21 protein-coding genes, 1 pseudogene and 1 riboswitch are annotated in these 23122 nt (G+C 71.7%); of the genes and pseudogenes, 10 read left to right on the top strand and 12 right to left on the bottom strand.

What is annotated here, in order from left to right; all coding sequences use genetic code 11:
• Positions 1-18 precede the first annotated feature (18 nt).
• The 5 genes and pseudogenes from ABT001_RS17495 to ABT001_RS17475 all read left to right on the top strand — a co-directional run.
• Complete coding sequence (locus tag ABT001_RS17495; RefSeq protein ID WP_351277901.1) at positions 19-1149, top strand: FAD-dependent oxidoreductase; 1131 nt, start codon at positions 19-21, stop codon at positions 1147-1149.
• Positions 1146-2150 (top strand): amidohydrolase family protein, encoded by a 1005-nt coding sequence (locus tag ABT001_RS17490; protein WP_351277899.1) that lies wholly within the window; start codon positions 1146-1148, stop codon positions 2148-2150. Before ABT001_RS17495 ends, ABT001_RS17490 begins: the two co-directional genes overlap by 4 nt.
• A 13-nt stretch (positions 2151-2163) precedes the next feature.
• Positions 2164-3102 carry a VOC family protein gene (locus ABT001_RS17485; RefSeq protein ID WP_351277896.1) on the top strand — a complete coding sequence of 313 codons (939 nt, stop codon included), beginning with the start codon at positions 2164-2166 and terminating at the stop codon, positions 3100-3102.
• 90 nt (positions 3103-3192) lie between these two features.
• Positions 3193-4164, top strand: a complete 972-nt coding sequence (locus ABT001_RS17480) for a fumarylacetoacetate hydrolase family protein (protein ID WP_351277894.1) — start codon at positions 3193-3195, stop codon at positions 4162-4164.
• A gap of 70 nt (positions 4165-4234) precedes the next feature.
• Positions 4235-4576, top strand: a pseudogene (locus ABT001_RS17475) (CoA-transferase); the annotation flags it as partial.
• Positions 4577-4662: 86 nt separating this feature from the next.
• Here the strand turns inward: ABT001_RS17475 and ABT001_RS17470 are convergent.
• Positions 4663-6015, bottom strand: a complete 1353-nt coding sequence (locus ABT001_RS17470) for a C39 family peptidase (RefSeq protein ID WP_351277891.1) — start codon at positions 6013-6015, stop codon at positions 4663-4665.
• 186 nt (positions 6016-6201) lie between these two features.
• Between ABT001_RS17470 and ABT001_RS17465 the strand changes: the two genes are divergently transcribed.
• Together ABT001_RS17465 and ABT001_RS17460 are read left to right on the top strand one after the other, a co-directional pair.
• A complete protein-coding gene (locus tag ABT001_RS17465) occupies positions 6202-6816 on the top strand; it encodes a uridine kinase family protein (RefSeq protein ID WP_351277889.1) in 615 nt (204 codons plus the stop codon).
• A gap of 367 nt (positions 6817-7183) precedes the next feature.
• Entirely contained in the window at positions 7184-9085 is a 1902-nt protein-coding gene (locus ABT001_RS17460) for an AAA family ATPase (RefSeq protein ID WP_351277887.1), read from the top strand.
• 47 nt (positions 9086-9132) lie between these two features.
• Here the strand turns inward: ABT001_RS17460 and ABT001_RS17455 are convergent, their stop codons facing one another.
• From ABT001_RS17455 to ABT001_RS17405, 11 genes are all read right to left on the bottom strand, one after another.
• On the bottom strand, positions 9133-10218 hold the full coding sequence (locus tag ABT001_RS17455) for a hemolysin family protein (RefSeq protein WP_351277885.1): 1086 nt from the start codon (positions 10216-10218) through the stop codon (positions 9133-9135).
• Entirely contained in the window at positions 10215-11597 is a 1383-nt protein-coding gene (locus ABT001_RS17450) for a hemolysin family protein (RefSeq protein WP_351277883.1), read from the bottom strand. Before ABT001_RS17450 ends, ABT001_RS17455 begins: the two co-directional genes overlap by 4 nt.
• Positions 11598-11783: 186 nt before the next feature.
• Positions 11784-12263 (bottom strand): PH domain-containing protein, encoded by a 480-nt coding sequence (locus tag ABT001_RS17445; RefSeq protein ID WP_351277881.1) that lies wholly within the window; start codon positions 12261-12263, stop codon positions 11784-11786.
• A 68-nt stretch (positions 12264-12331) separates the two neighbouring features.
• A complete protein-coding gene (hisG, locus tag ABT001_RS17440; protein ID WP_351277878.1) occupies positions 12332-13180 on the bottom strand; it encodes an ATP phosphoribosyltransferase in 849 nt (282 codons plus the stop codon).
• Positions 13181-13257: 77 nt separating this feature from the next.
• Positions 13258-13530 (bottom strand): phosphoribosyl-ATP diphosphatase, encoded by a 273-nt coding sequence (locus tag ABT001_RS17435; protein ID WP_031097852.1) that lies wholly within the window; start codon positions 13528-13530, stop codon positions 13258-13260.
• 35 nt (positions 13531-13565) lie between these two features.
• Positions 13566-14051: a 6,7-dimethyl-8-ribityllumazine synthase gene (gene ribH, locus ABT001_RS17430; RefSeq protein WP_351277873.1), complete on the bottom strand. Its 486-nt coding sequence runs from the start codon at positions 14049-14051 to the stop codon at positions 13566-13568.
• Positions 14052-14075: 24 nt separating this feature from the next.
• Positions 14076-15362 (bottom strand): bifunctional 3,4-dihydroxy-2-butanone-4-phosphate synthase/GTP cyclohydrolase II, encoded by a 1287-nt coding sequence (locus ABT001_RS17425; protein WP_351277871.1) that lies wholly within the window; start codon positions 15360-15362, stop codon positions 14076-14078.
• The gene (locus ABT001_RS17420) at positions 15359-16003 is read right to left on the bottom strand and encodes a nicotinamide mononucleotide transporter family protein (protein WP_351277869.1); all 645 of its coding nucleotides are present in this window, start codon (positions 16001-16003) and stop codon (positions 15359-15361) included. The genes ABT001_RS17425 and ABT001_RS17420 overlap by 4 nt, the downstream gene beginning before the upstream one ends.
• On the bottom strand, positions 16000-16620 hold the full coding sequence (locus ABT001_RS17415) for a riboflavin synthase (RefSeq protein WP_351277867.1): 621 nt from the start codon (positions 16618-16620) through the stop codon (positions 16000-16002). The genes ABT001_RS17420 and ABT001_RS17415 overlap by 4 nt, the downstream gene beginning before the upstream one ends.
• The gene (ribD, locus tag ABT001_RS17410; protein WP_502967479.1) at positions 16621-17694 is read right to left on the bottom strand and encodes a bifunctional diaminohydroxyphosphoribosylaminopyrimidine deaminase/5-amino-6-(5-phosphoribosylamino)uracil reductase RibD; all 1074 of its coding nucleotides are present in this window, start codon (positions 17692-17694) and stop codon (positions 16621-16623) included.
• Positions 17695-17885: 191 nt separating this feature from the next.
• A riboswitch (FMN riboswitch) is annotated at positions 17886-18016 on the bottom strand.
• Positions 18017-18115: 99 nt separating this feature from the next.
• Positions 18116-19318, bottom strand: a complete 1203-nt coding sequence (locus tag ABT001_RS17405) for an ROK family transcriptional regulator (RefSeq protein ID WP_351277862.1) — start codon at positions 19316-19318, stop codon at positions 18116-18118.
• Positions 19319-19462: 144 nt separating this feature from the next.
• Between ABT001_RS17405 and ABT001_RS17400 the strand changes: the two genes are divergently transcribed.
• The 3 genes from ABT001_RS17400 (at position 19463) to ABT001_RS17390 (ending at position 23113) form a co-directional block, all read left to right on the top strand.
• The gene (locus ABT001_RS17400) at positions 19463-20692 is read left to right on the top strand and encodes an MFS transporter (RefSeq protein WP_351277860.1); all 1230 of its coding nucleotides are present in this window, start codon (positions 19463-19465) and stop codon (positions 20690-20692) included.
• A 138-nt stretch (positions 20693-20830) separates the two neighbouring features.
• Positions 20831-22222 carry a uracil-xanthine permease family protein gene (locus tag ABT001_RS17395; RefSeq protein ID WP_351277857.1) on the top strand — a complete coding sequence of 464 codons (1392 nt, stop codon included), beginning with the start codon at positions 20831-20833 and terminating at the stop codon, positions 22220-22222.
• Positions 22223-22402: 180 nt separating this feature from the next.
• Positions 22403-23113: a DUF5995 family protein gene (locus tag ABT001_RS17390; RefSeq protein ID WP_351277855.1), complete on the top strand. Its 711-nt coding sequence runs from the start codon at positions 22403-22405 to the stop codon at positions 23111-23113.
• Positions 23114-23122 lie beyond the last annotated feature (9 nt).

The raw sequence follows: 23122 nt of genomic DNA, 5'->3' as shown, positions 1-23122 counted from the left end.
AACGAAGGAGTTCCCCCTATGACTGAAACCCGCACGATCCTCGTCGTCGGTGGCGGCGCGGCAGGCAACGCCGCGACGGTCCTGCTGCGCCGTGCCGGCTTCGCGGTGGACCTGATCGAGGCCCGGGACGACTGGAACGCGACCGCTGGCTCCGGCATCACCCTCCAGGGCAACGCCCTGCGCGTGCTGCGCGAACTGGGCGTCTGGGACCAGGTGAAGGCGTCCGGCGCCGGCTTCGGCGCCGTCGGAATCACCGCCCCCGACGGCACGGTCCTGCATGTCCAGGACGACCTGCGCACCGGCGGTGACGACCTTCCCGCCACCGTCGGCATGCAGCGCCCCCGGCTCCAGCAGATCCTGATCGAGGCGGTCCGCGCGAGCGGGGCCCGTGTCCGTCTGGGCACCCGGGCCGAGAGCTTCGACCAGGACGCCGACGGCGTCACGGTCCGCTTCACCGACGGCACCGAGGGCCGCTACGACCTGGTGATCGCCGCGGACGGCCTCGGCTCCACCACCCGGGCCGCGATCGGTATCACCGCCGCGCCGGAGCCGACCGGCATGGCCATCTGGCGGGCCGCCGTCCCGCGCCCGGCAGGGGTGTCCCGCACGGACCTCGCCTACGGGGGCCCCGCCTACATCGCCGGTTACTGCCCCACCGGCGACACCACGCTCTACGCGTACGTCGTCGAGGCCAACCGCGACCGCGCCACGATCCCCGCCGAGTCGTACGCCGACGAGATGCGCCGGCTGTCCTCCGCCTACGGCGGCAACTGGCCGGAGATCACCGCGCAGATCACCGACCCGGCCCAGGTCAACTACACCTGGTTCGACCGCATGCTGGTCGAGGGCTCGTGGCACCGCGGCCGGGTCGTCCTCGTCGGCGACGCCGCCCACTGCTGCCCGCCCACCCTCGCTCAGGGCGCCGCCCTGTCCCTGGAGGACGCCTGGGTGCTGACGCAGTTGCTGAGCGGCTCGGGCACCTGGGACGACGCCCTGTTCCAGGCGTACTACGAGCGGCGGATCACCCGCGTACGCCCCGTCGTCGAGGCCTCCGTACAGATCGGGCAGTGGCAGCTCGACGGCGTACGCGACGCCGATGTCCCGGGCCTGATGGGCCGCACCATGGCGATGCTGCGGGAGCTGCCGTGACGTCACCGACCGTGGACGTGCACGCCCACGTCCTGCTGCCCGAGATCGAGGCACTCGTGGCCGGCCTGCCCGGCCTGGCCGAGGCCAAGGAGCTCGACGCCCGCCGTAACGGAGCCGCGGCTCTCGCCGTCAACGGCCCCATGGTGCGCGAACGGATTCCCCGGATGACCGACCCGGCCGTACGCCTGGCCGCGATGGACGCCCAGGGCGTGGACATCCAACTGGTCAGCCCTTCCCCCTCCCACTACCACTACTGGGCCGGCGAGGAGACGGCCGAGAAGGTGTACCGGACCGCCAACGAGGCGACGGCCGCGCACTGCTCGGCCGCCCCCGGCCGGCTCCACGGACTCGGACTCGTCCCCCTCCAACATCCGGACCTGGCGGTGCGCGCCCTCGATCACGCCCTGGAACAGGGCCTGCGCGGGGTGGAGATCTCCAGCCACGCCCCGGGGCGGGAACTGTCCGACCCCGCGTACGAACCGTTCTGGTCCCGGGCCGGCGAGACCGGCGCGATCATCTTCCTGCACCCCTTCGGCTGCACGCTCGACGAGCGTCTGGACCGGTGGTACCTGTCCAACACGGTCGGCCAGCCCACCGAGAACGCCGTCGCCCTCTCCCACCTCATCTTCTCGGGGGTCCTCGACCGGCACCCCGGCCTGAAGCTGATCGCCGCCCACGGCGGCGGCTACCTCCCCACCCACATCGGCCGCTCCGACCACGCCTGGTCCGCCCGCTCCGACGCTGGCGCCGGCTGCGCCCACCCGCCGAGCAGCTACCTCAAGCGGCTGTACTTCGACTCGCTCGTCCACGACCCGCACGTCCTGCGGGAGCTGATCCGGGTGGCCGGGGCCGACCGCGTGCTCCTCGGCTCCGACTACCCCTTCGACATGGGCACCGAGGACCCGGTCGGCGCGCTGCGCGCCGCGGAGCTGTCGCGGGCCGCGTTCGACGCCGTACGCGGTGACAACGCCGCTGCCCTGTTCGACCCCACCCCCGCCTGAGGAGGAATTCACCATGAGCGCACGCCTGCTCACCCACCTGCGCCACGTCGACCTGGCGGTGCCGGACTACGACAAGCAGCTCGACTTCTACTCCGGCGTCTGGGGCCTCACCAAGGTCTCCGAGGACTCAGGGATCTCCTTCCTCGCCGCCGAGGGCTCTCCCGAGCAGTACGTCGTACGGCTGCGCGAGGCCGAGGAGAAGCGCCTCGACCTCGTCTCCTACGGCGCCGCGAACCCGGCGGACGTGGACACCCTCGCCGAGCGGCTCCTGGCCGGCGGCGTCCAGCTGATCTCGCGGCCCGGTGCCGTGGACACCCCGGGCGGCGGGTACGGCTTCCGGTTCTTCGACGTCGACGGCCGCACCATCGAGGTCTCGGCCGACGTCGAGGTGCGGCAGCACCGGAAGATCGAGGAGAAGGAGGCCATCCCGGTCAAGCTCTCCCACGTCGTCCTCAACTCGCCCGACCTGAACCGCACCCGGGCGTGGTACGAGCGCCATCTCGGCTTCGCCCTCTCCGACACGCTCTCCTCGCCGCACATGGGCGAGGTCATGCACTTCATGCGGATCAGCAACCAGCACCACTCCATGGCGATCGCCCAGGGCCCGCACACCGCCCTGCACCACGTCTCCTTCGAGATGCGCGGCATCGACGAGTACATGCGCGGCTCCGGCCGGGTGATGCGGGCCGGCTTCCGCAAGATCTGGGGGCCCGGACGGCACATGGCGGGCGACAACACCTTCACGTACTTCCTCGACCCGCACGGCAACACCGTCGAGTACACGACCGAGCTGGAGAACCTCGACGAGGACACCTGGCACCCCCACGTCTACGACTTCTCGAAGCCCGAGGTCACCGACCAGTGGGGCACCGCCAACGCCATGAACGAGATCGTCGCCAAGGAGTCCTTCAACGACCCCGACCGCGGCGTGTTCATCGCCCCGCCGGTCTGAGCCCCGGCCTCTCCCCCGCGGGGCGCTGCGGCCGTGTCACCCACACGGCCGCGGCGCCCCCACGCCCGCCCTCCCTCCTGGAGCCGCACGATGCGCTTCGCCGCCTATCAGCATCAGCACCGCCACCGGGTGGCCGTCGTGGAAGAAGACGGCACGCTCCATCCCCTGCCCGGCGTCACCTCCCTCACCGCGCTGCTCGTGGAGACCGACGGTCTGCCCGGACTGCTCGCAGCGGGCGCGGCGGCACTCGACGTGCCGGCCGGCCCCCATGTGTCCCAGGTCCGGCTGCTGCCTCCGCTCCAGCCTGCATCGGTGCGCGACTTCGTCACCTTCGAGGAACACGTCGAAGGGGTGCGCCGCTCGGTCGACGGCGTCGCCGGTGTCCCCGACCAGTGGTACGCGGCGCCGACCTTCTACTTCACCAACCCGCACGCGATCTACGGCCCGCAGGACGGCGTCCCGATGCCCCCCGGCTCCACCGTGCTCGACTTCGAACTCGAGGTGGCCGCCGTCATCGGCCGCGAGGGCCGCGACCTCACCCCGGAACGGGCCCGCGACCACATCGTCGGCTACACGGTCTTCAACGACTGGTCCGCCCGGGATCTGCAGTCCGCCGAGATGAAGGTCGGCCTCGGCCCCTGCAAGGGCAAGGACACCGCGACCACCCTCGGCCCGTACCTCGTGACCGCCGACGAGCTGGAGCCCCACCGCGACAGCGAGGGCTTCCTGCGCCTCGCCCTGACCGCCGAGGTCAACGGCGTGACGGTCGGCACGGATCTGCTCTCCCACATGAGCTGGACCTTCGAGGAGATGACCGCCTACGCCTCACGCGGCACCCGTGTCGTGCCCGGTGACGTACTCGGCTCCGGCACCTGCGGCAACGGCGGCTGTCTCGCCGAACTCTGGGGCCTGCGCGGCGAGCAGACCCCGCCGCCGCTGAAGCCCGGTGACACCGTCACGCTCACGGTCGAGGGCATCGGCACGCTGACCAGCACCGTCGTGCCGGGCGTCGAACCCGTGGCGCTGCCGACCGGCCGCCGCCGCACCAGGGAACGGCCATGACCGACCGCTCGCCCCGCGGCTCCTGGGCAAGGTCGTCACCGGCGCCGAGATACCCGCGGACGGCGGTCTCACCGCGCACGGCGGCGTCAAGCAGGTGTCGCACCACGGCGACCTCGCCAACTCGATGATCCCCGGCAAGACGGTCAAGGGCATGGGCGGCGCCATGGACCTCGTCCACGGCGCGCGCCACGTCATCGTCCTGATGGAGCACACCGCCAAGGACGGCAGTCCCAAGATCCTGGAGGAGTGCACCCTCCCGCTGACCGGCGAGCGGTGCGTCCTGCGGATCATCACCGACCTCGCGGTACTGGACGTCACGGACGGCGGCCTCACCCTCGTGGAGACGGCCCCGGGCGTCACCGCGGCGGACGTCGTCGCCCGCACCGACGCCCCCGTACGCACGGGGGCGTAGCCACCGCTCCGGCCGGGTGCGGCCCTCTGCCGCACGAGGTGGGGCAGAGGGCCGCACCCGGCATCCCACAGGAGCACAGTCACCGGTCAGGTCAGTCCGAGCGACCGCAGGACACGGTGCCGAGTCGGTGCTGAGTCGACGGGCCAGTAGACGTAGCAGACCCCTCCCGTACCGCCTCTGACCTGGCCGTTCGCGTCGTAGCGCTTCGTGCGCAACCAGATGTTCTCCCACTCGCGCCGCCGGTAGACACGGCGCACCGCGTCGTTGGACGGCGACGCCGGGTCGTTGGCGATCACATCGCCGTCGGCCGTGAAGCCGATGACCGTCATCAGGTGGCCCGACGTGCCGTAACCCGCGCCGGTCAGCTCCCCCGCCAGGAAGGACTGCGACGTGATGACCGGGATGCCCACGGAGACCAGCGCCTCCAGGTCGGCCAGCGACCCGAGCCGGGTGACCACGGCGTTCATGTCCCTGTACGTCGAGGCGTAGGCGGCGTTGAAGGGCCAGTTGCCACAACCCTCGTACTGGTGATCGAAGGTGTAGCGGGCTGCGTGACAGACCTGCGGGTCGGCGATGCCCGGCTTCACCCAGGCCAGGTCCTCCGCGGTGGGCTTGCGGCCCCAGTACTCGATGATCATCTGTGAGGAGGTGGGGCTGCACCAGGCCTCGCCCCCGTTGTCGTACTCCGGGTACTCCCCCTTGTGGATGTCCTGCGAGTAACGGGGCACGGTGAGCTCACGGGCGGCGCCGGGTGCCGTGGCGGGGACCGTGAAGCGGTCGGGGATGTCCGAGGCCATGGCTCCGGCCCGGTGGACCGTGGGCGTGAGGCGGGTGCCGGGGGCGCGGTGGAGGGTGAGCCTCAGACGGTAGGACACCAGACGCAGCCCGCTCGCCGCGTCGTCCACGGAGAGGGTGTCGGTCCAGACCGTGCTCCTGTCGTCGGTCTGGTCGTCCACGGATGTGCGGCGGATGTCCGTGTCACCGGCGGCCCAGCGGCCCATCACGTACCAGGGCGTGTCCGTGCCGTCCGAGTAGCTTCCGCGCAGCTCGATCTGGATCCAGGTGCCCTGGGGGGTGTGCGCGTTCCAGGAGGCGATGACCTCCGTGGCGGGGACCGCCGGGCGGTGGACCGGGGAGGTCCAGGTCGCGTACTCCCAGGTCCTGGTCGTGCCGGTGTGCGGGTCGGTGTGGTCGGTGCTTCCGGCGGGCGTGGAGATCACCAGGCCCGGCCGGGGACCGGCGAGGGCGCGGGTCCCTTCCGAGGAGCCGCAGCGCCAGTCGGAGTAGGTGGTCCAGAAACGGTTGTCCACGAGCGGGAGGGTACGGGGAGTACGGGAGGTGGTGGCGCTCGCCGGGCCGGCTGAGGCCACGGCGCCCGTCCCGGCCGCCGCCGCGAGCGCGGCGGTGAGCACGGTCCTGCGCGAAGTCGGTCTGGTCATGGGCGAGACCCCCGGTCGTTGAGCGGATTGGGACTGCGGGTGCCGAACGGTGCGCCAACTATCGCGGGTCGGGGCCGGGTCCGGCCAGTGATTCGCCCCGTGCCGCGGCAGCGTCATCGGTCTGGTCCACTGACGCGACCTGGACACGTCCATGAGCCTGACCGCCGGACTCGTAGGCTGGGGACCATGAACGACCTGGCGGACCACGCGCGCCGGCTGCGTGCCCTCCCCCCGTCCTGCGGTCCGGTGCGGCTGATCGCCGTCGACGGCCACGCGGGATCCGGCAAGAGCACCTTCACCGGTCGCCTCGCCGCGGCCCTCGGCGGCGCCCCCGTGCTGCACCTGGACGACCTGGCCACGCACGAGGAGCTCTTCGCCTGGACGGACAGACTCCGTACGCGGGTCCTGGATCCGCTCTCACGGGGAGAGCCGGCACGGTACGCCCCGTACGACTGGACGGCCCGGCGCTTCGGGCCGCCGAGGACGCAGGCCCCCGCCCCCGTGATGCTGATCGAGGGTGTGGGGGCGGGCCGCGCCGCGGTGCGGCCGTCTCTCGCGGGGCTGCTGTGGATCGAGGGGGAGCGGGAGGCGTCCTGGGAGCGGGGCAGGGATCGCGACGGCCCCGGGCTGTCGGACTTCTGGGACGGCTGGACGGTCGCGGAGCGGCGGCATTTCGCCGATGACCCCTCGTACCCCTTCGCGGATGCGGTGATACGGCGGACACCCACGGGGTACGTGTGGCTGCAAGGACCTTGCCCGACAGCGGTGGCGAGTCGGATCGTCACGGACGGTGAAGCCTGAGGGTCCCCCTGGCGGGTGGCAGGAAAAAGCCCCACAGGCGCCTCAACTCGGCTTGACCGACGTGCCGTACAGGTCTTACGTTCTCAATGTGCGGCTTTTCGGAGCCCCCGCAGACGCGAAGCCCCCGGTTGTTCCCCCGTGATCGGGGGCTTCGTTCTGCCCTCCCGCCCCGGCGCACGGAGCCCTTCACTCACCCTCGGTCACCACCCCCCGATGCGCCGGTTACGCACTTAACCGCTCACTCCCTGTGCAGGTACGATGCCTCTCGGGTGTGGTCAATTCCCGTCCCCGGCACGGTGATTAGGTGCGCCGCGCTGGGCATGCTGTGCGGGCGGGACATTCTGGGGCACGGTTTGTGGGGGACCTGATGGACATCGGCACGCCGGGCGCGCAGGCCCCGGCCGACCTTGCCTGGCTTCGCGGGGTGGACGCCTACACCATGGGCGCGTACCCGCAGGCCGAGGAGGAGTTCAGAACCGCGGTGCGTCTCGATCCCGGCATGGCGGACGGCTGGCTGGGGCTGCACGCGCTGCGGATCGACACCACCACGGCGCTCTTGCGCATGTACCGACATCGCGACCGCTTCGGCGAGCAGCGCACCCGCCATCGCCGCACGCTCAACTCGTGGTACTGGCTGGGCTGGTGGGTGCAGCCGGTGCTGGAGAGCCCGCGCGATCTGCTGCTCGCGCACGCCTCGCACTGGCTGGACGGCCGTCATGTGCCGGAGCTGGACCGGGCGTTGGCGGGCCTGCCGCCGGTGGACGCCGATCCCCAGGTGCGCTTCCTGCACGCCTGCCGCTCGTACCTCGTCAAGGACTGGGAACAGCTCGTGCGCACCACGGAGCGGCTCGTCGACGATCCCCTGCTGGGCATCGAGGCGGGACTCTTCGGCGGAATGGCACGGGTGCGCCTGGAGATGTACGGACAGGCGGAGCCCCTGCTGTCCGCCGCGCTGATGCGCTGTCGCAGCGAACAGCCACAGCGCAAGGAGCTGCGCTACTGGCTCGCACGGGCCCACGAGGGAACCGGTCGCAGTGCGGCGGCCCTGCCGCTGTACCGAGCGGTGCACCGCGTGGACCCGGCGTTCATGGACACCTCGGCCAGGCTCGCTGCCATCTCCGAGGGAGACGGTTACGACGAGGCGACCGACCTCGCCGCGGTCTCGCTGGCCGGCCTCGGCTCCGACGGCGTGGAGGCCCGGACGGACGGGGAACCGGTGCTCGGCACCGACCTGGTGGACGGCCGTGAGCCGTGGATCGGCGGCGAACCGGAGACCCCGACCGGGACCGCGGTCCCACCGTCCGGGCCCGCCGGTGACGGGGCGCGGGCGAAGCCGGGTGCGCCGCGGGCCGCAGCGTTCCCCGCGGGGCCGAGCGACCCGGTGATGCTCGCGCAGGCCCTGGCGGAGCTCGAACGCATGGTCGGGCTCGAACCGGTGAAGCGCCAGGTGAAGGCCCTGTCCGCCCAGCTGAACATGGCGCGGCTGCGGGCCGAGCAGGGACTGCCGGTGCAGCCCCCGAAGCGCCACTTCGTCTTCTCCGGACCGTCCGGGACGGGCAAGACCACGGTCGCCCGCATCCTGGGCCGGGTGTTCTACGCGCTCGGGCTGCTCGGCGGTGACCACCTGGTGGAGGCCCAACGGTCCGACCTGGTGGGCGAGTTCCTCGGGCAGACAGCGGTGAAGGCCAATGAGCTGATCGATTCGGCGCTCGGCGGGGTGCTGTTCGTGGACGAGGCGTACAGCCTCGCCAACTCGGGCTACAGCAAGGGCGACGCGTACGGCGACGAGGCCCTGCAGGTCCTCCTCAAACGGGCGGAGGACAACAGGGATCACCTCGTCGTCATCCTGGCCGGCTACCCGGAGGGCATGGACCGGCTGCTCGCCACCAACCCGGGGCTCTCCTCACGCTTCACCACGCGGGTGGACTTCCCGAGTTACCGACCCCTCGAACTCACCGCGATCGGCGGGGTGCTGGCCTCCGAGAACGGCGACGTGTGGGACGAGGAGTCCCTCGACGAGCTGCGCAGCATCAGCGGGCACGTCGTCGACCAGGGCTGGATCGACGAGCTGGGCAACGGCCGTTTCCTGCGCACCCTGTACGAGAAGAGCTGCGCCTACCGCGATCTGCGGCTGTCCGGTTACTCCGCCGCGCCGAACCGTGACGACCTGGCCACCCTGCGACTGCCGGATCTGATGCAGGCGTACGGCGAGGTGCTGTCGGGGCGGGGCCCGATCGAGCGCGGGACACAGGAGCCCGGGGACCGTTGAGGCCGTTGCCGGACGGACCGCCGCGGGCCGCCCGGCAACGACGGAGCTCAGCCGAGAGGGGCGAGGGCCTTCGGCGCCTCCACCGTGCGCCGGGGCACGGAGACGCGGTGGGCCGGGTCCCTGACCTCCCCCACGAGCATCTCCAGGACGTCCTCCATGGCGACCAGGCCCAGCACCTTGCCCGACGCGTCGGCGACCTGGGCGAGGTGCGTGGCCGCGCGGCGCATGACCGTCAGGGCGTCGTCCAGGGGGAGTTCCGCCCGCACGGTCGCCATCGGACGCCAGATCTGCTGCGGCACGGCCCGCTCGCCGTCCTCCAGCTCCAGGACGTCCTTGACGTGCAGATAGCCCATGAACGGACCGCCGCCCTCCGCGCAGACGGGGAAGCGTGAGTAACCGGTCCGCACGGTCAGCTCCTCGATGCGGCGCGGGGTGACGGAGGGGTCCACCGTCACCAGCGACGCCCGGTCGAGCAGCACGTCGGTGACGGGCCTGCTGCCCAGCTCGAGGGCGTCCCCGAGGCGGTCACGCGCCTCCGGTTCCAGCAGGCCGGCCAGGCCCGCGTCCTCCACCAGACGGTTGAGCTGTTCGCTGGTGAAGACGGCCTCGACCTCGTCCTTCGGCTCGACCTTGAAGAGGCGCAGGACGAGCGTGGCGCATGCCCCGAGTGCGGAGGTGACGGGCCGGCACAGCCGGGCGAAGCCGACCAGGCCGGGGCTGAGCCACAGCGCGGTCCTCTCGGGGGCGGCCATCGCCAGGTTCTTCGGGACCATCTCGCCGATGACGAGATGGAGGAAGACCACGGAGACGAGCGCGACCGCGAAGCCGAGCGGATGCACGAGCCCTTCGGGCAGGTGCGCCGCGTGGAAGACGGGCTCCAGGAGGTGGGCGACGGTCGGCTCCGCGACGGCGCCCAGTGTGAGGGAGCAGATGGTGATGCCGAACTGTGCGGCGGCCATCATCTGCGGCAGGTTCTCCAGGCCGTACAGGACCTGTCCTGCCCTGCTCGATCCCTCTGCGGCGAGGGGTTCGACCTGACTGCGGCGTACGGAGACGAGCGCGAACTCGGCGCCGACGAAGAAGCCGTTCGCCAGCACCAGGAGACCGGCGAAGATCAGTTGCACGAAGCTCATCGCACGGCCTCCAGGAGTTCCTGGGTGAGCCGCTCGGGCTGTACCCGATCCGCCGGGACCGGCGGTGTGTCCGTCAGACGGACGAAGCGGACCTGTTCGGCGCGGTAGTGGTCGACCTGGCGGACGGCGATCCGCCAGCCGGGCAGTTCGGTCCGGTCGCCGGGGGCGGGGATGCGCCCCAGCAGATCGGCGACCAGCCCGGCCACCGTCTCGTACGGCCCTTCGGGCACGTCGAGGCCTATCCGCAGCAGGGTCAGCACCCGGGTGCTGCCTTCCACGTCCCAGCCGGAACGTCCGTCGTCGGCGACGACGGGCGTCAGCTCGGGGCGGTCGGCGCCCTCCACGTCGTGCTCGTCCCGCACCTCGCCCACGAGTTCCTCGATGATGTCCTCGAGCGTGACGACACCGGCGGTGCCGCCGTACTCGTCGACCACGACGGCGATCGGCTGCTCGCTGCGCAGCCGCTTGAGCAGCTGCTCGACGGGCAGGGACTCCGGCACCAGGAGGGGCGGTACGGCGACGCGGCTCACCGGGGTGCGCAGCCGGTCCCGGGAGGGGACGGCCAGGGCGTCCTTGAGGTGGACCATGCCGACGACCTCGTCGATGCGGTCCCGGTAGACGGGAAAGCGGGACAGGCCGGTGGCCCGCGTGAGGTTGAGGACATCCGCCGCGGTCGCCGCCGACTGCAGTGCGCTGACCTTCACCCGCGGGGTCATGACGTGCTGCGCGGTGAGGCCGGCGAGGGACAGGGTCCGTACGAAGAGATCGGCGGTGTCCTGCTCCAGGGTGCCGGCCTCGGCCGAGTGCCGGGCCAGGGAGACGAGCTCGCCGGGGGTCCTGGCGGAGGCCAGTTCCTCGGTGGGTTCGACGCCCAGCAGCCGGACCAGCCGGTTGGCGACGGCGTTCAGGGCGGTGATCACCGGCCGCAGGAGGGTGGAGAAGAGGTGCTGGGGCCCGGCGACGAACCGGGCGACCTGGAGCGGCCGGGAGACCGCCCAGTTCTTCGGTACGAGCTCGCCGATCACCATCTGGACCGCGGAGGCGAACAGCATGCCGATCACGACGCTCACCCCGGGGACAGTCCCTTCGGGCAGTCCGGTGGCGGTGAGCGGTCCGGCGAGCAGTTGGGCGAGCGCCGGTTCGGCGAGCATGCCGACGACCAGCGACGTGATGGTGATCCCGAGCTGGGTGCCGGAGAGCTGGAAGGAGAGTTCACGCAGGGCGGCGACGACGGTACGGGCCCGGCGGTCGCCTTCGGCGGCGGCGCGTTCGGCGTCCGGCCGTTCCACCGTGACGAGCCCGAACTCGGCTGCCACGAAGAACCCGTTGGCGAGGATGAGAAGGAATGCCGCGAGGAGCAGCAACAGGGGGGTGGTCATGCCGCCGCCTCCGGAGAGAGGGCGGCGCAGGTACTACCGGACGATCCGTCCATTGCTGGAGGGAGTCACTCCTTGGGTCGCAGGAATGCCCCGCGGGCCTCGACGGCCTTCTGGTGCGGGGCGGGGCGCACCCGGTGCGCCTCCGGTCCCAGAATAATCGGGATCGGGCCGTACGGGGCAGAGGGCTCAGCCGTTCTCCGTGGCGTCGTTCACTCCGCTGCCGTGGAATTCGGCGAGCGCGCGAAGGGTCCGGGCATCGCTGATGGCCCGTTCTCTGGCGATTCCGGGCTGGATGCCGAGTGCGGGCATGCTGGTGCCGTCGCTGAGGTCGAGGAAGACCCACGGGTCACCGGCCCGCAGGTTGACGCGGAGGATCTGCGCCCAGGCGAGCCGCCGGGTACGGGTGATGTTGACGACCGTGACCCCCGCCTCGTCGACGGTGATGCGGGGCCTGCTGAGCAGGGCGAGGACGCCGAAGAAGAGCAGGGCGACGAAGACGAAGCTGGTCCGCTCCCCCGCGCTGAGGTTCTCGAGGATCACCGCGACCGCGGTGATGACGACGAACATCGCCGCCCCCACGGCCAGCAGGACCACCCGGGTGAGGGTGGGCCTGAAGGTCGCCGGGAGAGCGGGGAGTCCGGGCGGCCGGGGCGCGGGGTCGGACATGGCGGCGCTGTCGTCCTTAGGGGTGTGCTGTGGTCCGGCCCAGGGGTCTGGTCCGGCTGGGACGGCGGTCAGAGGCGGCAGGCGTGGATGGCCGTCGTGAGGATGGCGCGCGCACCCAGCTCGTACAGATCGTCCATGATCCGCTGGGCCTCCTTGGCCGCGACCATGGAGCGGACGGCGACCCAGCCCTCGTGGTGCAGCGGGGAGATGGTCGGCGACTCCAGGCCCGGGGTGAGGGCGACGGCGCGCTCCAGGTGCTCGACGCGGCAGTCGTAGTCCATCATCACGTAGGAGCGGGCGACCAGGACGCCCTGCAGACGGCGCAGGAACTGCTGCACCTTCGGGTCGTCGGCCTCGGCTCCCCTGCGGCGGATCACGACGGCTTCCGACGTCATGATCGGCTCGCCGATGACCTCGAGTCCGGCGTTGCGCAGGCTTGTGCCGGTCTCGACGACGTCGGCGATGACCTGGGCGACACCGAGCTCGATGGCGGTCTCGACCGCGCCGTCGAGGTGGACGACGGAGGCCTGGACACCCGCGTCGGCGAGGTGCGCCGCGACGATGCCCTCGTAGGACGTGGCGATGGTCATGCCGTCGAAGTCCTGGGGGCCGACGGCCGTGCCGGGCTTGGTGGCGTAGCGGAAGGTCGAACGCGCGAAGCCGAGCTGGAGGATCTCCTCGGCGTCGGCACCGGAGTCCAGCAGCAGGTCGCGGCCGGTGATGCCGATGTCGAGACGGCCCGAGCTGACGTAGATCGCGATGTCGCGCGGCCGCAGGTAGAAGAACTCGACCTCGTTGACCGGGTCGACCAGGACGAGTTCCTTGGACTCCTTGCGCTGCTGGTAGCCGGCCTCATGGAGCATCGCCATCGCAGGTCCGGAGAGTGAACCCTTGTTGGGAACGGCGATGCGCAGCATGAGGTCGGGTTTCCTTTGTGCGGAGGGAGGGTGCGGGGGATCGTGCGGAACGCTCTTCGGGAGGTGCGCGGTGTGGCTCAGAGGTGGGCGTAGACGTCGTCGAGGGAGATCCCGCGGGCGACCATCATCACCTGGACGTGGTACAGCAGCTGCGAGATCTCCTCGGCGGCGGCTTCCTTGCCCTCGTATTCGGCGGCCATCCAGACCTCGGCGGCCTCCTCGACGACCTTCTTGCCGATGGCATGCACTCCCTTGTCCACCAGCTCGGCGGTGCGGGAGGTGGAGGGGTCGCCGTCGGCGGCCTTGAGCTGCAGCTCGGCGAAGAGCTCTTCGAAGGTTTTGTTCGCCATGATGGTCCTTAGAATACGGGGTCCCGGAGCGCTGCTCAGCGCCAGGGTTCGCTGACGGTGCGCAGTGTGGCGGCGGTGGCCACGGCGGCGGTGACCGCTTCGTGCCCCTTGTCCTCGTTGGAGCCTTCGAGTCCGGCCCGGTCGAGTGCCTGTTCCTCGTTGTCACAGGTGAGCACCCCGAATCCGACGGGGACTCCGGTGTCGACGGTGACCTGGGTGAGACCGCTGGTCACACCCTGGGACACGTATTCGAAGTGGGGTGTGCCTCCGCGGATGATCACCCCGAGGGCGACGATCGCGTCGTACCCGCGGCCGGCGAGCACCTTGGCCACCACGGGGAGCTCGAAGCTGCCGGGGACCCGGAGCAGCGTCGGCTCGTCGATGCCCAGGTCACGCAGGGCGCGCAGGGCCCCGTCGACGAGTCCGTCCATGACCTTCTCGTGCCACTGGGCCGCGATCACCGCCACCCGCAGGTCCCCGCAGTTGCGTACGGACAGTTCGGGTGCGCCCTTGCCGCTCATGTCTCTCCTGTGTGTCGTCGGTGCTTACTGGTTGCCGCAGGCCGACGCGGGGGCGTCGAGCCAGGGCAGGTCGTGTCCCATCCGGTCCCGCTTGGTGCGCAGGTACCGCAGGTTGTGCTCACCGGCCTGTACGGGCATGGGTTCCCGCCCGGTGATCTCCAGCCCGTGCCGTACGAGCGCGGCGGTCTTGTCCGGGTTGTTGGTCATCAGACGCAGGGAGTGCACGCCGAGGTCGCTGAGGATCCGGGCGCCCGCCGCGTAGTCCCGGGCGTCGGCCGGCAGCCCGAGTTCGAGGTTGGCGTCGAGGGTGTCGGAGCCGAGCTCCTGGAGTTCGTAGGCGCGCAGCTTGGACAGCAGTCCGATGCCGCGGCCCTCGTGCCCGCGCAGGTAGACGACGATCCCGCGTCCCTCGGCCGTGACGCGCTCCATGGAGGTGTGCAGCTGGGGGCCGCAGTCGCAGCGCTGGGACTGGAAGATGTCGCCGGTCAGGCATTCGGAGTGGACCCGGACGAGGACGTCCTGTCCGTCCCCGATGTCGCCGTGCACGAGTGCCACGTGCTCGACGCCGTCGGCGACCGAGCGGTAGCCGTACGCGGTGAACAGGCCGAAGGCGGTGGGCAGCCGCACCTCGGCCTCGCGGCGCACGGTGGGCTCGGAGCTGCGGCGGTAGGCGATCAGGTCCTCGATGGAGATGATCGTGAGGCCGTGCTTGCGGGCGAACGGGACGAGTTCGGGCAGCCGCAGCATCACGCCGTCCTCGCCCGCGATCTCGACGATGGCGCCGGCGGGGCGCAGCCCGGCGAGCCTGGCCAGGTCGACGGCGGCCTCGGTGTGGCCGTTGCGCACCAGCACACCGCCGGCGCGGGCGCGGAGCGGGAAGACGTGGCCGGGGCGGACGAAGTCGCCGGGGCCGGCCCTGCCGCCCGCCAGCATCCGGAGCGTCGTGGCGCGGTCGGCCGCGGAGATCCCCGTGGTCACGCCGTGCTCCGTGGAGGCGTCCACGGAGACGGTGAAGGCCGTCCTCATCGACTCGGTGTTGTGCGTGACCATCTGCGGGAGTTCGAGGCGTTCCAGCTCGTCGTCCTCCATCGGCGCGCAGATCAGACCGCGGCACTCGCTCATCATGAAGGCGATGATCTCGGGGGTCGCCTTCTCGGCGGCGATGACGAGGTCGCCCTCGTTCTCCCGGTCCTCGTCGTCGACGACCACGACGGGCCGTCCGGCCGCGATGTCGCGGATCGCCTGCTCGACGGGGTCGAGCGAGAGGTCCTCGATGGTGCGTTCGTGCAACCAGGTGGGCTGGGCAGTCATGCCGTGGCTCCTTCCAGAGCGGGTGTCCGCGTACGCAGCCACCAGTCGCGCATGCCCCACAGGACGAGGGCGCCGTAGACGACGTAGATGAGACCGGAGAAGGCGAGTCCGCTGTGGAAGTTGAGCGGTACGCCGACGAGGTCGACGAGCAGCCAGGCGAACCAGAACTCGACCATGCCGCGCGCCTGGGCGATCATCGCCACGAGGGTGCCGGCGAAGATGTAGGCGTCCGCCCACGGGCTCCAGGAGAGCGACGGGAACGCGGTGAACAGCCCGCCGACGGCGAGCGTACCGAGCACGGCGCCGCCCAGCAGGTATCCGCGCTCGCGCCAGGTGGCGAAGCGCACCGCGATGGAGCCGTCCTGGGCCTGCTGCCTGCCGCGGGTCCACTGCTGCCAGCCCCAGACGGCGACGGCGATGACGATCAGCTGCTTGCCGACACTGCCCGCCTGCTGCACGGAGACGTTGGCGGCGACCAGGACGACGCCGGACAGGAGCTGGGCCGGCCAGGTCCAGACCGAGCGGAGCCAGCCGAGGGCCAGGGCGATCAGGCCGATCGTGTTGCCGATCATGTCCGACCAGATGATGTGCTGTCCGAAGGCGGTGAACGCCTCCGAGTTCAGCCAGTCCAGGGCGTTCATGCGACGGTCTCCCCGGCCTCCGGCGCGGCACCGTGGCCGAGCAGCCGTTCGACGTACTTCGCGAGGACGTCGACCTCCAGGTTGACCGGGTCGCCGGGCTCCTTGATGCCGAGGGTGGTCAGGGCGAGAGTGGTGGGGATGAGGCTGATGGTGAAGTGGTCGGACGCCGCGTCGACGACGGTCAGGCTCACGCCGTCGACGGTGATCGAGCCCTTCTCCACCACGTAGCGGGCCAGGCCCGCGGGCAGGGAGATCTTGACGATCTCCCAGTTCTCGGAGACCCGGCGCTCGACGATGCGGCCCGTGCCGTCCACGTGCCCCTGGACGATGTGCCCGCCGAGGCGGCCGCCGAGGGCCATGGGGCGCTCCAGGTTGACCCGGGATCCGGCCGCGAGGGCACCGAGGCTGGAGCGGTCCAGCGTCTCGGCCATGACGTCGGCGGTGAACTCGTCGTCCCCGAGGTCCACGACGGTGAGGCAGACGCCGTTGACGGCGATCGAGTCGCCGTGCTTGGCGCCCTCGGTCACGACGGGGCCGCGCAGTCGGAAGCGGGAGGCGTCGTCGAGCTTCTCGACGGCGGTGACCTCGCCCAGTTCTTCGACAATTCCGGTGAACACTCAGTTTCCCTTCCGAGCAGGGACGGGGACGGCGGTGATGCGCAGATCGGGGCCGATACGGACGGTCTCGGTCACATCGAGGCGCAACGCCTGGGAGAGGGTGGAGATTCCGGCGTCCGCGAGGGCTGCCGGGCCCGCGCCGAGGAGGACCGGGGCGAGATAGCCGACGACGGTGTCGACCGCTCCCGCGGCGACGAAGGAGCCGGCCAGGACCGGACCGCCTTCGAGGAGTACGGAGCGGACGCCCCGCCCGTGGAGGGCGGCGAGCAGTGCGCCGATGTCCAGGCCGGGCCCGGTGGCGGCGCGCGGCAGGCGCAGCACGGCGTCCTCTGGGAGGTGGCCGGCCTCGGCGTCCTCGGCGACCGCGACCAGGGTGGGCGCGGTCCCGTCGAGGACCCGGGCTCCGGGCCGGACGGCGGTGGCGGCGGTGTCGACGACCACGCGGAGCGGCTGGCCGGCGCCCTCGATTCCGCGTACTCCGAGCTGGGGGTCGTCGGTGCGTGCGGTTCCGGAGCCGACCACCACGGCGTCGGCCCGGGCGCGCAGCCGGTGGACGTCGGCGCGGGCCTCGGGGGAGGTGATCCAGCGGCTGGTGGCGTCGGCGGCGGCGATCCGGCCGTCGAGGGTCGCCGCGTACTTCCACAGGACGTACGGACGGCCGAGGCGGACCGAGGTGAGCCATGCGGTGTTGCTGGCCTCCGCCTCTTCGGCGAGGAGGCCCTGTTCCACCTGGACGCCTGCGGCGCGCAGGGTGTCGGCGCCGCCTGTGGCCTGCGGGTTCGGGTCGCCCACCGCGTAGACGACACGGCGGACGCCCGCCTCGACGAGTGCCTGGGCGCACGGACCGGTGCGTCCGGTGTGGTTACAGGGTTCGAGGGTGACGAGGGCGGTGCCGCCCCTGGCCCGTTCACCGGCCTCACGCAGGGCGTGGATCTCGGCGTGCGGCCCGCCGGCACGCTGGTGGAAGCCTTCGCCGGCCTGTTCCCCGGCGGCGTCGAGGACGACGCATCCGACGACCGGATTCGGGCTGGTGGCGCCGAGTCCGCGGGCTGCGAGCGTGATCGCCCGCCGCATGGCGGTCTTTTCGGCTGCGATGGCCACCGGGTCCTCCTGCCTCTTCGGGCACGGACTCCGGGGCCTGTCGATGACGACAGATGAAACGGAACGCAACAGGGGACGCCGGAAACCGAGGACACGGGTGTGAGCGTCCCGGGAATCCCGGAAACACACCCGCCTGCCTACGGCGGCGTACCTGTGACGGCCCGCCGCGCACTGCCTCCCATCCGGACTTTCACCGTCGGTCCAGGAATCTCACCTGGTCAACCGGCCGCTGGATGCGGACGGGTCGCGGACTATAACCGCCGGTTCGGAATTACACCGACCCCGGAGTGCGCTGCTGCTGGTACAGAAGCCATTCTGCCACGGTGGGCGGTGGCCCATACAGCCGTCCCCTGTGGGACGGATCACAGAGAGCCATGGCGCGCTCCCCGCAGCGTCACCGTCCCGGGGCGAAGAGGGCGTCCTGGGCGGCGTCCCGGGCGGCGAACAGCCCACCGCGCAGGACCGCGCCACCGCCCAGCGTCCCGGCCCTGACTTCCGTACGGAGCGGTGACATGCGGGCCAGCCGCTCCTCCACGCGCGCCGCGAGCGCACCGCCACCGGCGCGGCCGACCTCACCGGCCAGCACGAGGCAGCCCGGGTCGAGCACAGAGACGACGGAGGCGGCTCCGAGGGCGAGGCGGCCGGCGAGCGCCTCCAGGAATGCCTCCCCCTCGGCGTCGCCGGCCCGCAGCGCGGCCCGAACGGCGAACGCCGCGGCGGGGTCCTGCTCCTGCGCCCCGCCGGCCCCGTCGCCCGCCCACGTGCTGACGCCGTGGGCGGCGGCCAGCTCACAGACGGCGGCCGACCCCACCAGGGAGTGAAAACCTCCGTCGCAGTTGACTGCCGAGGGAACCCCTGAGGTGCCGGGCACCGGCAGGAAGCCGATCTCCCCCGCCCCGCCGGAGGCTCCGCGGCGCAGCTTCCCGTCGAGCATGACGGCGGCGCCGATCCCGTGGCCGAGCCAGAGCAGTACGAAGGTGTCGCGGTCCCGGGCGGCCCCGATGCGGTGTTCGGCGACGGCGGCGAGATTGGTCTCGTTCTCCACCAGGACGGTGGCGGAGAGCCGCTGCTGGAGCTCCTTCACCAGGCCCCTGTGCCAGGCGGGGAGGCCTGCGGTGTCCCTGAGTTCGCCGGTGACCGGGTCGATGAGGCCGGGGGCGCCGATGCCGACGCTGTGCAGCGGTGCCGTCCCCGCGGTGCGGGCGGTGCGCTCCAGCATCCGCACGGCCCGTTCGACGGCGGGCCGCGTCCCGGTGTCGCTGCCGATGGGCAGGGTGGCCTCGGCGAGCGTGTCGCCGAGCAGGTCCGCGACGGCCACGGCGACGCTGTCGGTCCGTACGTCGAGGGCCGCCAGGTGTGCGCGGTCGGCGACGATTCCGTACAGACGGGCGTTGGGGCCGCGCCGCTGCGATCCGCTCTCCCCGACCACCCGGACCAGGCCGGCCTCCTGCAGGCGTTCCACCAGGTCGGCGACGGTGGGCCGGGACAGGCCGGTCAGGGTCTTCAGCTGACTGGCCGTCAACGGGCCGTCCTGCTGGAGCAGGCGCAGGGCGAGCCGGTCGTTGATGACCCGGGCGGTGCTCGGGGATGCGGGCATGCCGGGATCCTTCCAGATCACTGCTCGTGGGAAGTGTACGGACTATTTATCAGGCAGGCTTCCTGATAGTTTACTGCCCGCACATCGCACCCACCCCGGAGAGAAGCCGGTGGGCGGACGATCTCTCAGGGAGGGGCACGGCGCATGACATCGGTTCCCGCGGCAGCGGTCTTCGGTACGGAACAGGTCAGGCGGGGCAGGTACGCGATCATGGCGGTCTTCGCCGTGCACGGCGCGGTGACCGGCAGCTTCGCGACCCGCGTCCCCTGGATCCAGGACCACGCCTCCGTCAGCGCCGGACAGCTCGGTCTCGCCCTCGCCTTCCCGGCCATCGGCGCCTCGCTGGCGATGCCGCTCGCCGGCCGGGTGAGTCACCGCTTCGGCGCGCGGACGGCGCTGCGGGGACTGCTGGCCCTCTGGACGCTCGCGCTGATCCTGCCCGCCCTCGCGCCGAACCTGCTCACCCTCTGCGCGGCACTGTTCGTGTACGGGGCGTCCGCCGGGATGTCCGACGTGGCGATGAACGCGCTGGGTGTGGAGGTGGAGAACCGGCTCGACAAGTCGATCATGTCCGGGCTGCACGGCATGTGGAGCGTGGGCGCCCTGATCGGGTCGACCGCCGGCACGGTCGCCGCGCACATCGGGGCCGACGCCCGGCTGCACCACACGGCTGCCGCCCTGGTCCTCACGGCGCTCGGCCTGATCGCCTGCCAGGGCGTACTGGACCTGCGCAGCCGACCCGACGAGGAGCCGCCGCCACGCTTCACCCTGCCGCCCAGGTCGGCGCTGGTGATCGGTGCGGTCGGGTTCTGCGCGGTCTTCGCCGAGGGCGCCAGCCTGGACTGGTCGGCGGTCTACCTCAAGGAGCACCTGGGCAGTTCGGCCGGGGTCGCGGCGGCCTCGACCACGGCGTTCGCGCTGACGATGGCGATCGCCCGGCTCGCGGGAGACCGGGTGGTGGACCGTTTCGGCGCCGTGCCGACCGTCCGGGTGAGCGGTGTGCTGGCCACGGCCGGCGGTCTGCTGGTGGTTCTCGCCCCGAACACGGCACTGGCCCTGTGCGGCTTCGGGCTGCTCGGACTCGGCGTGGCGGTGACCGTCCCGCTCGCCTTCGCCGCGGCGGGGCGCAGCGGGGACAACCCGAGCCGGGCCATCGCCGGCGTCGCCACCATCACGTACACCTCGGGTCTCATCGCACCGTCGGCGATCGGCTCGCTGGCCGAGGCGACCTCGCTGCTGGTGTCCTTCGGCCTGGTGACGGTGCTGGCGTTCGGGCTGGTGCTCGGGGCGGGTGTGCTGCGCGGCAGCGACCGCAAGGTCGCGGAAGGCGGCGTTCCGCAGCCGGCGACGACCAGGACCCCGAAGGTCGGCTGAACTCCCGGCGGCTGAACGACAGGTTCCGTCCGCGGTGGGGCCGAGCGCGAGGCGACCGGCCGCGGCACTAACATGGCTCTGATCTTTTCGGCGGACGGCCCCCCAGGGCGCACCGCACACACCAATCAGGGAGCGACCATGGGCCTCGGCGTGCGCTGGACCTTGCACGGCGACGGGAAGACCCCCGCGCCGGGGGCCGTGGTGCGCCCCGACGAGCGGCTCTCCTGGCCTCGTACGTTCGGTCTCGGCGCGCAGCACGTGGTGGCCATGTTCGGCGCGTCCTTCGTCGCGCCCGTCCTCATGGGCCTCGACCCGAACCTCGCCATCATGATGTCCGGCGTCGCCACCGCCATCTTCCTCCTGGCGACGAAGGGCAGGGTGCCCAGCTATCTGGGGTGCTCCCTCTCCTTCGTGGGCGTGGCCGCCACCATCCGGGCCGGTGGCGGCAGCAGCGCCACCGTCACGGGCGCGGTCCTGGTGGTCGGGGCCGTGCTGTTCCTGGTGGGGCTGGTGGTGCAGCGGTTCGGCGCGCGGATCATCCACGCGGCGATGCCTCCCGTGGTGACCGGCGCCGTCGTGATGCTGATCGGCTTCAACCTGGCACCCGTGACCGCGTCGACGTACTGGCCCCAGGACCAGTGGACCGCCCTGCTGGTGATGCTGTTCACCGGGCTGGCCGTGGTCTGTCTGCGCGGGTTCTTCTCCCGTATCGCGATCTTCCTCGGACTCGTCTTCGGCTACGTCCTGTCCTGGGTGCTCGACCTCGTCCTCGGGAAGATCCACTCCCCCGCCGGGGGCACCGAGGCCGTGGACCACTGGCGGCTGGACCTGTCGGCCGTGGCGGACGCGGACTGGATCGGGCTGCCGTCCTTCCACGCCCCGGCCTTCGAATGGTCCGCGATCCTGGTCGCGCTGCCGGTCGTCATCGCCCTGATCGCCGAGAACGCCGGGCACGTCAAGGCAGTCGGCGAGATGACCGGCGATTCGCTCGACGACAAGCTGGGCACCGCCATCGCCGCGGACGGCGCCGCCTCGATGCTGTCCACGGCCGTCGGCGGTCCGCCCAACACCACGTACTCCGAGAACATCGGGGTCATGGCGGCGACCCGGGTCTACTCCACCGCCGCCTACTGGGCAGCGGCCTGCTTCGCGCTGCTCTTCGGCCTCTGCCCCAAGTTCGGTGCGGTCGTCGCCGCCATCCCCGGCGGTGTGCTGGGCGGCATCACCGTCATCCTCTACGGCATGATCGGCCTGCTGGGCGCCCAGATCTGGCTGAACGCCAAGGTCGACCTGCGCAATCCCCTCAACCTCGTACCGGCCGCGGCGGGCATCATCATCGGTGTCGGCGGTGTCAGCCTGAAGATCACCGACAACTTCGAGCTGAGCGGCATCGCCCTCGGCACACTCGTCGTGATCACCGGCTACCACGCGCTGCGGGCGTTCGCCCCCGCCCACCTCAAGACCCAGGAGCCCCTGCTGGACTCGGGCACGTCGCAGTACGACGGGAAGCCGCCGGCCGGGACCTCCTGAGCACGCCGTGGGCCCGCGCCGTGCCGCCCGGCGCGAGGCCGTCCCAGAGGTGCGGCCCGGTGAGGGAACCCGCGGCGCCCCGGGGCATCCTGGCTCCCCCGGCGCCCGGTGTTCGTCCGATCCGATGAAGTCTCCGGCCCGTCGGCGCCGTGCGGAGCCGGTGGCTGGGACGCTGCCCCCATGGACCGGATCGAGCAGTTCGCAATTCCGGCCGGCTCGGCCGGCACGGTGACCGACGTCGGCGCGGTGATCGAGCGGATGCGTGCCTTCCGCTCCGGCTGGCACCCCGGGGACGGGCTGGCGGTCTTCAACCAGGTCTATCTGACGGTCACGGAGGCCATCGGCCGGCACATCGCGGAGGGCGCCTTCCCGAACCGGGAGGCCGTGTCCGCGCTGGACGTGCGGTTCGCCGAGCGCTATCTGACGGCGGTGGACGCCGAGGTCTCGGGCGGCCGCCCGCCCGAGTGCTGGCGCCCCCTGTTCCAGCACCGGCACCATCCGGGCGTACGCCCGATGCAGTTCGCGCTGGCCGGGATCAACGCGCACATCGGCCACGATCTCGCGCTGGCCGTCGTGGACACCTGCCGTACGCTCGGCTGCGCTCCGGCGGACCTGGAGGAGGAGTTCGAGCGGGTCGGCGACCTCCTCGTGATGCTGGAGGAGCAGATCCGCGAAGACCTGATGCCGGGCCCCGACCTGCTGGAGATCGCGGATCCGCTCACCCATCTGGCGGGGGCCTGGAGTCTGGAGCGGGCCCGTGAGGCGTCGTGGTCGGCGGCCCGGGTGCTGTGGGGGCTGCGCGGGGTGCCGCCCCTGGCCGAGGAGTTCCGAGCGCGGATGGATGCCGGGGCCGGGCTGGTGGGGCGCTTCCTGCTCACTCCGTGCCGCTGAGACGGCCGC

Origin of the sequence: Streptomyces sp. NPDC002793 (genome assembly GCF_040295485.1) — a bacterium.
Lineage (GTDB): Bacteria > Actinomycetota > Actinomycetes > Streptomycetales > Streptomycetaceae > Streptomyces.
Note: the sequence above shows the minus strand (reverse complement) of the source record. Positions and strands in the feature narration are given on the sequence as shown.